This window comes from Nocardia sp. NPDC050630 (genome assembly GCF_044457245.1).
Classification (GTDB): Bacteria; Actinomycetota; Actinomycetes; order Mycobacteriales; family Mycobacteriaceae; genus Nocardia.
On record NZ_JBITGN010000007.1, the window covers coordinates 105,662 to 118,941 of the forward strand.

Here is a 13,280-nt window from a genome sequence, read left to right on the forward strand (position 1 = left end):
CGGCGCCAGCGGGAGACGGCGAGTGCGTGGGTGGGGGTGCGAGCTGGGTGGAGCACTATCGCCTGGAGACGGCGGATTTCGCCGACAGTGATCGGGCCCAGGGGCGTGGGCTGTTGGGTCGGTGGCGGCGGTGCCGGAACACTGGCGTTGAACCCCGGCCGAGCGCGTGCCCTTCTTGACGAACCCGCGGCTCTGCCCGAGAGAACACCCGCTACCCGCGCGAACACCTCATCGAAACCCGCTCGCCAAGCCGAAACATCCTCGGCCACAACATCACCCAGCACCGGCGACAACTCCCCCCAAAATCAACTCTCTTGCAGCACAACGAAATACAACTGTCGCGCGAGATCGATACCCACAGTGGCCCACCGGATTCCAGCCCGACCGCACAAGCAGGTCTTGACAGTACGGCGCTACGTACCTCAACGTTGTACACGTAAATGTTGTGCACCTGTTCGATGTGCACATGAATAGTGGACCTCGATATTGTGCACTTATTCGATGGCGAGGAATTGAGCTCATGAAAAAGTCCGAAGACAAGGCACCCGCTCAGCCGACGACCCAGGATCGCGTCGTGATCAAGATCCGGCGCTTGGACAAGAAGGAAACGACCGGCAGTACCTCGGTGTCGGGCGCGTAGACGTCACCGTAGGGTGCGCCTTCCACCCGGAGAGTCGCGTGGAGGTGCACCCTGCCTGGTTGGCCAGCGGGCGATGCCGCACCTCGGCGAGCGAGTCCGATATCGGGAGTCCCCTTGATGGACAGCACAATACGCGCCTCGGGCATGGTGCGTCCGCGGGTCAAACCGGAGCATGTCCCGTATGTCACCGTGGACGGCAATGTCAGGATCGGCGCGACGGTCCATGGCGTCGGTGCGGAGATCGAAGATCCGGACGGTTGGGTCTGGGTCCTGGTCGGGGCGCTGGACGGAACCCGGTCACCCCAGGAGGTGCTGACCGTAGTGAAGTCCAGCCATGGGGATGTATCGGATGCTGACGTAGCCGATGCTATGCAGCAACTCCTCGACGCCGGATTCGTCGAGGACGCCGGCGTACCCGTTCCGGCTCAGCTGTCCGAGCGTGCGCTGGAACGCTACTCGCGCGGCATGGCGTTCTTCCACTGGCTCGACCAGACACCCCGCTCGAGCCCCTGGGACATCCAGATCGAATTGAGCCGATCCCGGGTTCTCCTGATCGGCCTCGGCGGCACCGGCGGAGCCGTCGCGCAAGGGCTCGTCGCCTCAGGCGTCGGATATCTGCACTGCGTCGACTCCGACACCGTCGAACTGTCCAATCTCAACCGGCAGGTCCTCTACCGCGAGGATGACATCGGGAAGTCCAAGGTCGACGCCGCGATGGCGCATCTGCGCGCCCTCAACTCCGATGTGGAGGTCACGGGCGAACGGCGGCAGGTCGACAGACCGGCCGACCTTGCCGACCTGCTCCGCCCCGGACACGACCTCGTCGCCCTTTGCGCCGACCAGCCGCGCGCGATCCGCAGATGGGCGAACCGTGTCTGCCTGGCTGCGGGTATTCCGTGGGTGACCGGCGGCTATCACGGCCCCATCACCTCGGCCGGCGCCTACGTCCCCGGTAAGGGGCCATGCTGGGAGTGTCTGCACGATCAGGAAATCGAGCAGGCCGATATGCGCCTCCCCCCGGACGTGCCTTTGGACAGCCTCGGGCCGCGACTGCCCTGGCAGCCCGCCAACGTCGTTTCCGCCGCTATCACGGGCAACCTGCTCACCCACTTCGCACTCGCCGTGCTGACCGGCGCGCCGCCGGTCGAGCCAGGCTTTCAGTACGGCGTGAACCTCGCTGCACCGGGTCTATCGGCTCTGACGCGATACCCACGCCGACCGGACTGCCCTTCCTGCGGGGATACCCTGTGACCGAACGGCCCGTGGCCGACATCCTGCCGGCAAGCCGGATCCATCTGTACGACTTGGCGATCCGCCCCGATCATGGGGAATGGATCGTCGGCCGGTTCGAGACCCGCCAGTTCGTGGCGCTTCCGAAGGCGGGCGCGGTCGCGATCGACCTGCTCGGTGCGGGGCTCACCGTCGAGCAGGCGGAAGTACGTCTGGCTGACGAAGAGGGCTGCGAGTTCGATGTCCTGTCTTTCGTCCGTGAACTGATCGCGCTGGGCTTCGTGGCCGAGATCGACCACCACCCCGTGCCATCCGAGGTGCCGCAGCCCGCGTCCTTCCCCCGAGTGCGCCCCGAGCACGTCCGATTCGCGTTGAGCCCGGTTCTGCCGGTGTTGTTCGGCAGCTTGATGCTGGCGGCAGTGGTGGCACTCGCCCTGCGGCCCGACCTGCTGCCAAACTTCCAGGACCTGCTCTGGAGCCCGCAGGGCAGTCTGGTCCTGGCAGTCGGCTTCGTCGGCGGATGGTCGTTGGTCTTCGTCCATGAGCTTGCGCACTTTGTCACCGCACGGGCCACGGGCGTCCACGCTCGGATCCAACTGGGCACGCGGCTGCAATTTCTGGTGGCCGAGACCGATATCAGCGGGATCGAAATCGCCTCGCGCAGGCATCGATTGACAGCCTATTCGGCTGGCATGGCGGTGAATCTCTCGGTCGCCGCGACAGCGGTCTTGCTGCTGACGGTGACCGACGAGACCACAACAACGCATAAGATCCTGGCCGCGGTTATGGTGCTGGCGTTGCTGGCGCTGCCGTTCCAGTTCTTGGTGTTCATGCGTACAGACGTCTATTTCATCCTGCAAGACCTTACTGGCTGCCGCGACCTGTTCGGCGACGGCAAGGCGTATGCGCGCTACCGAGGGAATCGGCTGTGGGGTGCCATTACCGGGCGCGGGCAGGCTCTGCAGGACCCCAGCCGTTACCTGCCTGAACACGAACGTCGCGCAGCACGCGTCTACAGCGCTTTCCTGGTATTCGGCACGACGCTCTGCCTGGCCTCGATGGCGGCGTTCACCATACCCGCCGACTTCACGCTCATCTCCCGCGCCGTGACCCGACTCGGCCCCGAACAGCCGATGACGACCAACTTGGACAGCATCGTCGTTCTCCTCGTCCTTGGCACAGTGCACACTCTCTGGGCGGTGACATGGTGGGGAAGGCGTCGGTGAACAACATCGCTGACGGTACCGTGCTCTCGCGATCCACCGGAGCTACCGAATACACCAGCACCGGGAGCACACCCGTACCGGTAAAGGAATAGCTGGCCGATCAGTGCAGGAGGGCAGACTCCGCTGGACTCGTCTGCCCGGGTCATCCGCTTACGTAGCCCTGCGGACGGCTGGGTTGCCGCTGCTTACGGTGCGCGCCACCCGAGCAGGGGTCCAGGCCGTGGCGCACCGCTGCCGCCCCAGCCGCGTCTACCAATCACTGGGCCGGACGCAATTGGCTGGCGCAGTACTGCTGTTGCTCGGAGCCGTGCTGGTCCAAAAGGCCGGGCCCGAAAGGGTTTCCGCAGACCCCGCCCGACTACGGACTGCCTCGATCTGATGGACGACCGCGTAGGCGCGGGCCGGGCGCGTTCCACCGCTGTCGGCCCGATTGACTACCGATGCATCGCGGATACCTAATCCTGTCGGCGATCCCGACCGGCGAAAGCGCTGGTACGAGTGCGGTTTGCGTGGAATGTGCGGCAGGGCCAAGGGCGATAGGTAGTTAGTGGCAAACCGGCCGGTATCGACTGATGCGTGGTTTCCCCGAATCTCGGAACATTGGTGCGGACTTCATCTCGTGGACGAGAACGGCGACCATGAACGAAAAGTTTCCTCCATCCGATCGATGTCGGCGCGACAGTGTCGCTGGGAAGGCGCGCCGATGAGCCAGGTCCCGCAGGTCCTGGGAGCTCTGCTCTTGCTCGCGGCCTTCGCCGCCGCCCAAGCCGGACTGGTGGACGACACCAAGATCTCCTACCTCGCGGCCAACGCGGTCGGCAGCGCCATACTCGCCGCTATCGCCTATGCCGACCACAATTGGGGTTTTCTGCTACTCGAAGGCACCTGGGCACTGGTATCGACGATCTCGTTGGGCCAGCAGAATTTTGGCGCACGGGCTGGGCGCGCGAGCGCTACGAGCAGGCCCACAGTCTGTCCAGCCGAGTTATCGATGCGGCCGAGCAGGTCGGTAACGCTGATCGGTGACGAACTGAGTAACCCGCAGCGTCTCATTCGCCTGCTGCGCAATTCGTACGCGACCTCGCAGGGACGGCAGTGGCTCCAACCACACGTCATCTGGTGGGCGTTGACGTTCCTGCGGGACAACGGGGTGCGGGCGGATTTCGACGTTCTCACCGACCCCGAATTGCGCCGCAAGATAATCGAAATGCCCCTTCCCGTGGGACACGGAGCGGTGGAGCCGGCCGGGCATGCCCAGCAGAATTTCGATCTGTGGTGGTCGATCTTGATCGACATCGCCCGAACGGTCTACACGCCGCGCTGGCGACGTCTTCTCTCCGGCCGCAGGCGCAGCCTGCCGAATTATGCCGAGCTGCGCGACCGCACAACAAGTTTGGGCATACATCCGTGGATGTCCAGCGCTACCTACGAAGAAGTGTCGGCCATAGCCCAGTCGCTGGCCGTGATCGATGAATACACCCACCGCGGTGGGGCCGATTCGGACAAGGTCATGAGCGAGGTACTGCTGCCAGAACTACTACTGGCCGAAATACATTGGCTGAAGGCACCGAGCGGCCGTCCGGGCGGCACCGACGCAGCCGGCGCGGACATCGTACTGCTGCGACGATACGCGACCGTCGTGAACCGATGGTCCGACGGTCGTTACCTGGACCCGTACGATCACATGTACCTACGCGCCGGAGACGTGCTCGAGAGCCTCCCGCCCGAATGTCCCTCATCCGTGCCGTGCGCCGCCGATATGATTCGGCAGATGTACGACACGATCCGTCGAGCCGACGCGTCACCCGCGCGCCTCTGATCGCATCTGTCGCCGACCAGGCCGACGGATAGGACGGCGGCTACCTCGACTATCGAGGGGGCGTCGGGGATGTTCCCGCCGGTCCGACAACGACTCGTCGGCAAGTTCGCCATGGCGGTTCCGGGGCCCACCGTGCTACTCCTGCACAGCTATTGATGGACGCCGAGATGATCGGCCCGCAGATGCGCGTGAACTTCGACAGCGCCCAGATTAGAGCTACTCGGATTCCGCGAACAGGCGGGGTGGGACGAGGCCGAGACTGTGCGCTTTGCGCAATGCCGAAATGCGGTCGCGTACGCCGAGTTTGCGGTAGATGTTCTCGGTGTGCTTGGACACCGTCGCTTGCGTAATCGCGAGTCTGGTGCCGATGGCACGAGCGGTCAGGCCTTCGCACAGCAGGGTCAGGACTGCCAGCTCACGTGGAGTGATCTTGTGTTCGGTGGGGTCCCCCGGTCCCGTGTAGGCGATGACAACTGTCTCGTGGGCTTCGACGGTGTCGAGCAGTGATCTGGCGAGCACGGCGTATTCGAGGTCGCGATCGCTGAATCCCACACCGCTGCGGCTCATGATGACACTTCGGATTCGGCCAGGCCGCGTGGACAGCGGCAAAGCGAGTTGGCGGTCGATACCGATGGCCTCCTTACCGGCGCGATACCCCTCTCCTTTCCACCAACCGTCGTCGGTGACCTCGTCCATGCTCAGCGGTGTCAGGTCCCGAGTGTCTGCGTAATGTCGAAGCAACGGATGGGATCGCATGTGCGCGTGGATGAGTGCGTCCAGTGGGGCCTCGTGCAACCAGTCCGGGGCACCGGTGAGCGCGTGACCGGTGCCTGCGTTCCAGTTCAAGTCGACCAGCACGGCCAGGTCGCATGGCAGGTCGGTGGTCAACCTGTGCATCAATAGCGGCCAGACCCGCACCGGCTGTTTCTCGGTGATGATCTCCAACGCTAAGTCGTGAATCTTCTTGGCAACCCCACCCGGCCGATCGGACACTCCTGCATTGTCCACCAACAGATCTCGCATATCAGCCGAAAGACAAGACTGCTATACGCAAGTCTGCGTATAGCAGTCGGCGCGGCGCGAAAACTACCGTTGTATTGCACGTAACCAGTTGACCGACAAGCGCTTTCGAGGAAACTGAGGCCGTAGGTGTCGGGAGACTCGAAAAGGGGAGAGAGAATCATGATGCGACGGATCAGGGTAACAACAGGCTCGATATCGGGGGCGCACCGAGATGCACGTTCCCGTCGTCAGCGGCTGGCGATCTCGGCGGCCACGCTCTTAGCTGCCGCAGGCATAGCGGGGACCACTCTCACTGCCGCACCCGCCGCGCAGGCGGACGTTGCGTCGCTGTACCCGCTCTACACCTGGTGGAATCCGGACCGCGGCGACAACTTCACCACTGGCAACCGCAACGACGAGAACAGCGCCACCGCCGCCGGCTACCTGCCCATCCGCAAGGAAGCCTTCGTCTACGAGACCCAGCAGCCGGGAACCGTACCGCTGCACCTGTTCTGGAGCAACAGCCGCCAGGACAACTTCAGCACAGCGACACAGGCAGGTATCGATTCCGCCTACAGTGCCGGATATACCCACATCGGCATTCAGGGATACATCAACACCAGCCAGGAGCCCGGCACACGCCCGCTGTATCAGTTCTGGAGCGAATCGCGCCAGGACAATATCGTCGCAGTCGATCAGACCACCATCGACTCCGCTTACAGCGCAGGCTATGTCCTCGTCCGCGTCGAAGGCTATGCGCCGTACTACTGACGCCCGACACACCCGGAGACGATTCCGAGGATCCGCATCAGCCATTACGGGCGGTGACCGCTAGCCGCCCGCAGTAGTCGCAGCTGTCCGATCTCGGTGGCATTCTTCATCAGTTCGGCGTTCACCCACGCGATGGCGTGAGCCACGGATTTGTCGGGGTCGTTCTGCCATGGAAATGCGGTTGGCGCGTCTAGATCGGATCGGTCGAGGACCTGCAGCCAGTCCTGGCGCAGATTGTGCAGCCAGTCAATGCTCGCGGGTCCCGGTCCCGGCCACATGATCTCGGTACGGTCCGGTGGGGTGTGTCCGCGCATGGGGTCGATCGTCACGCTCCACTTCGACCGGGCTCAGCCGAACAGACCGGCGCGCGCCGCGGTCAACGCCACCGCGGCGGCCGCGTCGGCGGTGCTGTCGTTCACCGGCTCACGGGTAATCAGCACACGGAAATAGATCGGCGCCACAAGCGTTTTGATCAGTTCGACGGGGTTCGTGCCAGCGGGGAGTTCGCCGCGTTCGACCGCACGCGTCGCGACGGGCAGCGCCTTGCGGATGCGGTCGCGGAAAGCATGGCGCGTCCGGTCGGGTGGCGCAGCATTGGAGAGCATGACAGCGAGGACCGCCCGACCGGACGGGCTACCGATCCACGCGACCAGACCGCGCGCCAACGCGCGAAGGTCGTCCTCTATCGAACCCGTCTCGGGGATAGGGATTTCCGCTTCGACGCTCTCGGCCAGCGCATCGGCGATCAGGGCATCCCGGTCGGCCCACCGCCGGTAGACGGTGGTCTTGTGCACACCGGCACGCTGGGCGACGTTCTCGACGGTGAACGCGGCGTACCCGTGCTCGCTCAGCTCCTCGACGGCCGCGGCGAGCACGGCGGCACGCACTTTCGGTCCGCGTCCGAGGGGTGCGGCAGAACTCATTGCAACTCCTTGTTGCGATATCGGCATAACCCGGGCATGCTGACCATATCGCAACTCGATGTTGCGATATCGAGATGGGAGTTCCGATGTTGTCGAAATCCGTTCGGGCCGCGGCACTGCTGTTCCCCGGCCTGCTCGCCGGGGCGTTCGGGTACGGCGCGGTGAACGTGCTGTACGCGTTTCGCGAAGTACCCCTTGATGTTCGGTTCACCTTTCATACCGCGCTGATGCGGGTCAACGGGCCGGTGATGCAGTCGCTGATGGGGCTCGCTGTCCTGAGCACGCTGGTGCTCGCGGTGCTGTCGAAGTCATGGCCGCGGTGGGGCGCGGCGGGCGCCTCGGCGCTGACATTCCTCTCCTTCCTGGTGACCCGCTTCGGGAACGTACCGATCAACCAGCAGATCAAGCAGTGGGCGGTGGGGACCCCGCCCAGCGACTATGCCGACATCCTCCGGCGTTGGGAACTGTTCCATTTCACCCGAACCGGCTGCGCACTTCTCGCATTCATCCTGGTGATCACGGTCGTCGTCGGCGCCATCCGGCCCCACAACGAGGCCCCGCGCCCGAGCTCAGCCGCGGACGAACCCTCGGCCGAGGCCTCCGTAGCGACCCCGTGACGCACTGTCCGCCAACGCGGGTCGATGCGCCCGGATTTTCATGGCAGCAAGCATCATTCGACGTATCCACGTGCTCGATGGCGGCTGCTCGGAGCCCTCTGCCCAGCAGAATGAACCTCGCGGAATGGTACGAGGTGGTCTCGAGTCTGGTCACCAATCGTGATTGCGCGCGAGCTCTGCTTTTGCTTGCGATATCAAGTCGGATTGAAGTGGCCGACAATGTGCCCACCAATCGGGCTAGGCCACAGGGTCGCGCACAGCGTCGTGCAGGCCCCGGGCATGGGCGACCACACGGTCCCGCAAGGCATCTGAGCAGATGAGCTCGACCCGCTTCTCCGCTAGCCAGACGCTCTCGATCATGCGCTTCATGTCGTCCGGAGCGCCGCCTCGCTCTCGGACATCGAGCTCTCCCTGTAGTCCTGCGCGGTCGCGAAGTAGTCGAGGATGGCGGACTTCAGTTCTTCCCGATGCGCCAGACGACTTTCAGCGAGGAACTCGAGCTTCGCCTCGCGCGCCGAATTCCGTTGCACCAGAAGCGTTGCCGATGCACCGAGACCAGCGCCCAGCAAGGGCATCAAACCCGTTACCAACGTCGAAACCACACCAGAAGACATGGGCCCGATTCTTGCAATCGGCAGCCCCCCGCGGGTCGATTCCGCGCGCTACTGTCGTTTCCAGCTGGCGCCTCATCGCTGTGCTCAACCGCGCCGGGCAAGCGCTGCCACACGAACAAGGCGACCTCGTGGAGGCGCTCATCACCGAATGGCTGCGCCGCGTCCAGGAGTATTGCTCGGCGCAAGAAGACGGCCGAACTCCCGCTAGCGGCGAGCAATAGTCGGCTCGGCGGCTGCGGCGGCGTACGCTCCGCGGATGAAGGAGATCGGTTCCAGGTCGCGGACTTTGCCCGCACCCCCACACACGGTCTGGAAATCGCTGACCGAGCCCAGGCAGCCGAGCGCACGCCCCTGGCTCGACCTGCTGCCGGACGAAGTGAACCCGATGGTCTTGAACGCCGATGAACCCGCAATGGTCGTGTGGTCATCGTTGTGGCCGAGCAGGCCCAACGACCAAGTGCGTTTCAACCTGACGGCCGTCGACGGCGGGTGCACATCGCTGCGGTTCACGCTGCTGGCATACGGGCAACCGCCTGACCAGAGCAAAGTTGGACACCTCCGCCGTCGCCTGAACCAGCTGCTGTTTGCCGATCTTCGTTACTCCTTCGGACAGTGATCGACAACGTCTGTGAATGCGGGTTGCTCGCTTACTCGCAGATCGGTTGGCAGCCAGCATCATTCGTTGTCCCCGTATGCCGAGCGCGCATCGGTCCGCTGTGATGACTGTCGACGGCGGCCCCGATCTCGCGTCCGGGATCGCGCGCGAAATGGTTACGCCGAACTTCGATGACCGGCCGGAGCGGGTGTGCCGAGTCCAGTGAGCGCCTGCGGCAATGGACCCAGGTGCAGCACGCCGAGGCGTTGGGTGGCACGGGTCAGGGCGACGTAGAGTTCGGCCGCGCCGCGCGGGCCGTCGGCGAGGATCCGCTCCGGCTCCACAACCAGGACGGCGTCGAATTCCAGCCCCTTCGTCTCCGATGCGGGCACCGTGCCCGGCACGCCCGCTGGGCCGATCACGATGCTGGTGCCTTCGCGATCGGCTTCGTCGCGTACGAATCCCGCGATGGCAGTGGGCAATTCATCCTCGGTAACCTGTCTGGACCAGGGCTGGACACCGCACGCGCGGACCGACTCCGGCGCCTGCACTCCGGGGGCGAATTCAGCGAGCAGTGCGGCGGCGACGGTCATGATCTCCGCCGGGGTGCGGTAGTTCACCGACAGCGACCGGTAGACCCAGCGACCGGGCACGTACGACTCGAAGATCGTGTCCCATGAGGTCGCTCCGGCCACCGATCGGCGTTGCGCGAGATCGCCTACCACCGTGAAGGACCGGCCAGGGCAGCGCCGCATCAGGACCCGCCAGTCCATTTCGGACAGTTCTTGGGCCTCGTCGACAACCACGTGTCGATAAGTCCAATCCCGGTCCGCGGCAGCGCGTTCGACGAGTTCACGGGTATCGCGCTCGAGGAAGCGCTCGGCAAGGTCCTCGGCGTAGAGCATGTCCTGGGCGAGCAGGCCGATGTCGTCGTTCAGGTCCTCACGCGCGATGAGAGTGTCGAACACGCCTTCGGCATACTCGGCCGCGGCCTTGCGTTCCCGCTCAGCGGCTCGTGCGGCGGCCTCGTCGGCCGCCTTGTCACGGCCGAGCAGGTCGACCAATTCGTCGAGCAGCGGCACGTCCGACACCGTCCAGGCCGCACCATCGGCGCGCCACAGCGACTGGTCCGCACCAGCCGCACGCAACCGTTCCTGGGACGAATACAGCTGTGCCAGTATTGCTTCCGGCGTCAGTATCGGCCAGAGTTCGTCGAGTGCGGCGGTGAACTGGTCGGTGTCGGCGAGCTCGGCCACCAGGTCCGTCCGCAGGTTCTCCCATGCTTCGCGGTCCTCGCGGGTCAGCCAGCCACGGCCGATCCTGGCGATGGCTCGTTCGGTGAGTACATACGTGATGATCTCGCTGAACACCGAGCGGGCCTCGTTGTGTGGCAGCCCGCTCGCGCGTGCCTCCTCCCGCGCCCATTCCGCGGTCTCGGTGTCGATCCGCACAGTGACGTCCTTCAGTTCGATCTGCACCGGATGCTGCGGCACCCGCTGCCGATCGGCGATGGCCGCCGCGAGCACGTCGAGGATTTTCAGCGAGCCTTTGAGCCGCACGGCGTCCGGGGTGTCCTCGGCGGTAACGCGCAAACCGGGCACTAGATCGCCCGTGGTCATGAACACGACATTCGTCTCGCCCAGTGACGGCAGAACGCGGCCGATGTGGTTGAGGTATGCCGGATTCGGCCCGACCACGAGCACACCGTGGCGCTCCATCCGCTCTCGCTGGGTATAGAGCAGGTACGCGACGCGGTGCAGCGCCACCACCGTTTTGCCGGTGCCCGGGCCACCCTCGATCACCAGCACCCCTGGGTGGTCGAGCCGGATGATCTGGTCTTGTTCTGCCTGGATCGTCGCCACGATGTCGCGCATGCCCGCACCGCGCGGCGCATTGACCGCCGCGAGCAAGGCCGCGTCCCCTCGCTCGCCATCACTCGGGCGGCCGAGCACCTCATCGGTGAATTCGACAACTCGACGTCCGCGCGTGTGGAACTGGCGGCGGCGGCGCATGTTCTCCGGTGTCGCGGCGGTCGCGACATAGAACGCGCGCGACGCCGGCGCCCGCCAATCGAGCAGGAGCGGTTCGTACTCGTTGTCCGCGTCGAAGATGCCGATTCGGCCGATATAGGAATGTTCGCCGGAAACACTGTCCAACCGGCCGAAACACAACCCGTTGTCGGCCACGTCCAGCCGCTTGGCCTCCTTGGCCAGCGCGCGCACTTCGAAATCTCGTTCCATGGGCGTGCCGCCGGTTCCGCGCAGCGCGGCGGTGTAGTTGCCCTTCACTCGCGCGCGTTCGGCGTCGAGTCGCGTATAGAGCTCGGCCACGTAGCGCTGCTCGGACTGCAATTCGAGTTCATACTCTCGCGTTGTCAAGTTCCCCTCCTTCTCCTGGCTCGACGAATTCACTCGGAATGCGCTTCTCGACCGAGCGCAGCGGGCAGCGGCGTAGGGGCCACTAGTCCCACCATCGGTTCGACGTCCCCGCGCCACCCATACGTCGACAGCAACACACGCACTTCGTGACTCCCATTTCCGCAGGTTCTGGCTTCGGCCAGTGATTCTGCGGCACGACCGGGGTCTTGCCGCAAGCCCCCGGGTGCGCTATAGATTGAATATGGCGGGGGATGTCTGCTCCATGGGGAGGTGCACTACTTCATGAGACTGAGCAGACCGAGGTTCGGTTCGAGTGCGCCGTCTTGGCCGAGCGCCAGGAAGTCCGGCTCGATGTCGGAGAGCGCGAGCTTCCCGGCGCGTACCGCGCGGTAGCGCACGAACGACCAGAGGAAAACGTCGAGATTGTCGAAGCGGGTGCCGCCTTCGAGCACCTCCTCCTCGTGGAACCATACGGCCACTTGACCATTGGTGAGGACGACATACAGATTGCCGCCGCCGTCCGCACCGATCGAGTACACATCGTCGTCGGTCAACTCGGTCGTGTAGTCGGAATCAACGATGCCGCAGTCATTTCCGGCGAAATCGAATCCGTAGGACCAGTCGAAGATGTCCAAGAACTGCGCCAGCTCGCCCGAGCGCACCCGACGATCGAACGCGGCCAGCGCCGCCGCGTCCGCAGCAGCCAGGCGCGCGAGAAACGGTGCCACCGGCCGGGTTTCCTCGGGAACCTGGACGAGGTCGGCAGCGGGAAACCAACGCGCCAGATCGGTGTCGAGGTCGCGATCGGTGTAGCCGACCAGGTCGGCGAGGTTGAGCGTCACGCCGGGATTGTAGAAGGACCCGGGGACAACTAGCCGCGTCGATCTTGCACAGCAATGGATTCCACTCGATCCGAGTAGGTGTTGAGCCCGCTGATCTGGCCGATTAGTCGGTCGTTGGTCGGTCGTTGGTGTGTCGGCACAGAGTTGGTGGCAAGCCGCTCGCAAGGCCGACACCGATACTCACGAAGGACATCACCATGAAACTCACCTACCGCGCCAACGCCGTTCGCCGTCTGGTTCCGCTCGCCGCGGCCGTGCTGACACTCGGCACAGTGGCGGGTGGCGCGATGATCTCGGCCGCCCCGGCATCGGCGACACCGAGCTACGACTGCCCCGGCGGAAAGTTCTGTGGCTGGGACGGCGCCAACGGGACCGGCGACATGCTCTTTCAGTACAACGCGGAATGTTTTCTGCACGACATCGGCAACGGTGGCGTCGGCGACCGTTTGACCTCGTACTGGAACCGCACCGGGGTAACCGTCGCGGTGTACAACTGGACGGGCGAGCGCTGGCAGCTGCTCGCATCCGTCCCGGACAACGCTCGGGGCACCCTGCCGTCCAGCGCGGACAACAAGGCCGATGCGGTCGAGATGTGCCGCTGAATCGCGCCGGTATGTGAGTGC

The 13,280-nt window shown here is 64.7% G+C and carries 13 protein-coding genes; 6 read left to right on the top strand and 7 right to left on the bottom strand.

From position 1 onward, the window contains the following. Positions 1-757 precede the first annotated feature (757 nt). The 3 genes from ACIBG0_RS19665 to ACIBG0_RS19675 all read left to right on the top strand — a co-directional run bounded on the left by ACIBG0_RS19665 (position 758) and on the right by ACIBG0_RS19675 (position 4,915). Positions 758-1,891 (top strand): HesA/MoeB/ThiF family protein, encoded by a 1,134-nt coding sequence (locus ACIBG0_RS19665; RefSeq protein WP_397034284.1) that lies wholly within the window; start codon positions 758-760, stop codon positions 1,889-1,891. Beyond that, entirely contained in the window at positions 1,888-3,096 is a 1,209-nt protein-coding gene (locus tag ACIBG0_RS19670; RefSeq protein ID WP_397034286.1) for a hypothetical protein, read from the top strand. Before ACIBG0_RS19665 ends, ACIBG0_RS19670 begins: the two co-directional genes overlap by 4 nt. A gap of 703 nt (positions 3,097-3,799) precedes the next feature. Further along, positions 3,800-4,915, top strand: a complete 1,116-nt coding sequence (locus tag ACIBG0_RS19675; protein ID WP_397034288.1) for a hypothetical protein — start codon at positions 3,800-3,802, stop codon at positions 4,913-4,915. A gap of 216 nt (positions 4,916-5,131) precedes the next feature. On the opposite strand, the gene ACIBG0_RS19680 is transcribed toward ACIBG0_RS19675, so the two are convergent. Then, positions 5,132-5,908, bottom strand: a complete 777-nt coding sequence (locus tag ACIBG0_RS19680; RefSeq protein WP_397034290.1) for a response regulator transcription factor — start codon at positions 5,906-5,908, stop codon at positions 5,132-5,134. Positions 5,909-6,064: 156 nt separating this feature from the next. Here ACIBG0_RS19680 and ACIBG0_RS19685 point away from each other — a divergent pair, with 156 nt between their 5' ends. Continuing rightward, a complete protein-coding gene (locus ACIBG0_RS19685) occupies positions 6,065-6,688 on the top strand; it encodes a hypothetical protein (protein ID WP_397034292.1) in 624 nt (207 codons plus the stop codon). Between the two features lie 44 nt (positions 6,689-6,732). On the opposite strand, the gene ACIBG0_RS19690 is transcribed toward ACIBG0_RS19685, so the two are convergent. Beyond that, complete coding sequence (locus ACIBG0_RS19690; protein ID WP_397034294.1) at positions 6,733-7,002, bottom strand: DinB family protein; 270 nt, start codon at positions 7,000-7,002, stop codon at positions 6,733-6,735. Between the two features lie 33 nt (positions 7,003-7,035). Further along, on the bottom strand, positions 7,036-7,611 hold the full coding sequence (locus tag ACIBG0_RS19695; protein WP_397034296.1) for a TetR/AcrR family transcriptional regulator: 576 nt from the start codon (positions 7,609-7,611) through the stop codon (positions 7,036-7,038). A gap of 86 nt (positions 7,612-7,697) precedes the next feature. On the opposite strand from ACIBG0_RS19695, the gene ACIBG0_RS19700 reads away from it, so the two are divergent. Next, entirely contained in the window at positions 7,698-8,228 is a 531-nt protein-coding gene (locus tag ACIBG0_RS19700) for an anthrone oxygenase family protein (protein WP_397034298.1), read from the top strand. 365 nt (positions 8,229-8,593) lie between these two features. Here the strand turns inward: ACIBG0_RS19700 and ACIBG0_RS19705 are convergent, their stop codons facing one another. From ACIBG0_RS19705 to ACIBG0_RS19720, 4 genes are all read right to left on the bottom strand, one after another. Next, a complete protein-coding gene (locus tag ACIBG0_RS19705; protein WP_397034300.1) occupies positions 8,594-8,842 on the bottom strand; it encodes a hypothetical protein in 249 nt (82 codons plus the stop codon). Between the two features lie 204 nt (positions 8,843-9,046). Further along, positions 9,047-9,352: a hypothetical protein gene (locus ACIBG0_RS19710; RefSeq protein WP_397034302.1), complete on the bottom strand. Its 306-nt coding sequence runs from the start codon at positions 9,350-9,352 to the stop codon at positions 9,047-9,049. A gap of 261 nt (positions 9,353-9,613) precedes the next feature. Further along, positions 9,614-11,815: an RNA polymerase recycling motor ATPase HelR gene (gene helR / locus ACIBG0_RS19715; protein WP_397034304.1), complete on the bottom strand. Its 2,202-nt coding sequence runs from the start codon at positions 11,813-11,815 to the stop codon at positions 9,614-9,616. A 275-nt stretch (positions 11,816-12,090) separates the two neighbouring features. Then, the gene (locus ACIBG0_RS19720; RefSeq protein ID WP_397034306.1) at positions 12,091-12,657 is read right to left on the bottom strand and encodes a hypothetical protein; all 567 of its coding nucleotides are present in this window, start codon (positions 12,655-12,657) and stop codon (positions 12,091-12,093) included. A 197-nt stretch (positions 12,658-12,854) separates the two neighbouring features. On the opposite strand from ACIBG0_RS19720, the gene ACIBG0_RS19725 reads away from it, so the two are divergent. Beyond that, complete coding sequence (locus ACIBG0_RS19725) at positions 12,855-13,259, top strand: peptidase inhibitor family I36 protein (protein WP_397034308.1); 405 nt, start codon at positions 12,855-12,857, stop codon at positions 13,257-13,259. The last annotated feature ends 21 nt before the right edge of the window (positions 13,260-13,280 follow it).